Origin of the sequence: Leeuwenhoekiella palythoae (assembly GCF_900130045.1) — a bacterium.
Classification (GTDB): domain Bacteria; phylum Bacteroidota; class Bacteroidia; order Flavobacteriales; family Flavobacteriaceae; genus Leeuwenhoekiella; species Leeuwenhoekiella palythoae.
In genome coordinates, this window is sequence record NZ_FQXT01000013.1 from 1 (window position 1) to 1,826 (window position 1,826).

General features: G+C 46.8%; 1 protein-coding gene. It reads left to right on the forward strand.

Going from position 1 to position 1,826, the window contains the following annotated elements:
* On the forward strand, positions 1–1,826 hold a 1,826-nt coding region (locus tag BUA96_RS17115), incomplete at both ends, for an Ig-like domain-containing protein (protein WP_139249004.1).

Sequence of the window (1,826 nt, forward strand, 5' to 3'; positions counted from 1 at the left end):
ACTGATGATACCTGGACGCTGGTACTTCCGGTAGTACTGACCGATGGGGTGTATGATGTAACAGCCACAGTAACCCAAGGCATCCAAACCGCAACCGATCCTACCACCGATGAATTAACGATCGATACGACAGCTCCATCGATTCCAACAGTAGACTTTTTAACGACTAATGATACTACACCAACGCTTACAGGAACTGCGGATTCTTCAGCAGATTTGGTGGTAACAGTTGATGGAGTAGCTTACCCGGAATCCGGAGCCGATCTAACCGACAACGGTGATGGTACGTGGACTCTTGATATTCCAACAGCATTAACTGCCGGAACCTATGATGTGGTAGCTACTTCTACTGATACGGCGGGAAATAGCAGCAGTGATGCTACAACTGATGAATTAACAATTGATACAACAGCACCGACGGTACCAACGGTTGATCTATTGACTACCAATGACAACACGCCAACCATTACGGGAACTGCAGATTCTTCAGCAGACTTAGTGGTAACGGTTGATGGAGTGGCTTACCCGGAATCCGGAGCCGCTTTAACTGACAATGGTGATGGTACGTGGAGCCTTGATATTCCTTCGGCATTAGCAGAAGGGACCTATGATGTGGTAGCTACTTCAACTGATGCAGCAGGCAACAGCAGTACTGATGTGACCACTGATGAACTTACAATCGATACGACAGCGCCAGCGATTCCAACGGTAGACTTTTTAACGACTAATGATACTACACCAACGCTTACAGGAACCGCGGATTCTTCAGCAGACTTGGTGGTAACAGTTGATGGAGTGGCTTATCCGGAATCCGGAGCCGATCTAACCGACAATGGTGATGGTACGTGGACTCTCGATATTCCAACAGCATTAACTGCCGGAACCTATGATGTGGTAGCTACTTCAACTGATGCGGCGGGAAATAGCAGCAGTGATGCTACAACTGATGAATTAACAATTGATACAACAGCACCGACGGTACCCACGGTTGATATGCTGACTACAGCTGATACCACTCCGCGTATCACCGGTACTGCAGATTCTACAGATGATCTTACCGTTGCAGTAGACGGAGTAATTTATTCCGAAGGAGATGGTGATCTGACAGATAATGGTGATGATACCTGGACTTTAGAGGTCCCGGTAGCACTGGCAGAAGGAACGTACGATGTGATCGCTACAGCCACCAATACTTTAGGTACTTCAAGTGTGGATGCTACCACAAACGAACTTACCATTGACACAAGTATTTGTAACAGTCCGTCATTCACCACCACAGATGTTAGTGGCGTGGGACTACTAGGCGCGGGAGTGACCAATCCTGAAAATGCGATCGATGGAGATCCTGCCACTTTCTCTCAACTAGCTTTAGGTGTTGTGAGTGTGGCAGCTTCAGTAGAGCAGGAAGTTTATTTTGATACTGCAACGCAACCTACAGAAGATTTTAAAATCAGTTTAAAAGTAGATCCAAACCTATTGGCTTTAGGAGTGGCTAATAATATCACCTTTGAAGCTTATAATGGAACCACGCTTGTCTCTAGTTCAAGCCTTTCAACCTTACTGAATCTAGATCTTTTAGGACTTTTAGAGAATGGCGATATAGCAGCAGTACCTTTTGATGTTGGCGGAGCTGCAGACCGAGTAGTGGTACGCCTGTCCTCACTTTTGGGTGTGAACATCGCACAGAGTCTGGACTTTCACGATATTGCTATTACGCCAAGTCTTCCTATCATCGATGCTGCTTCAGAAGATGTTGAAGTATGCGAGGGAGAGAGCGCTTCTTTAGTGGCGACTACGGCGAGTGCGGGAGCAGAACTGCGCTGGTA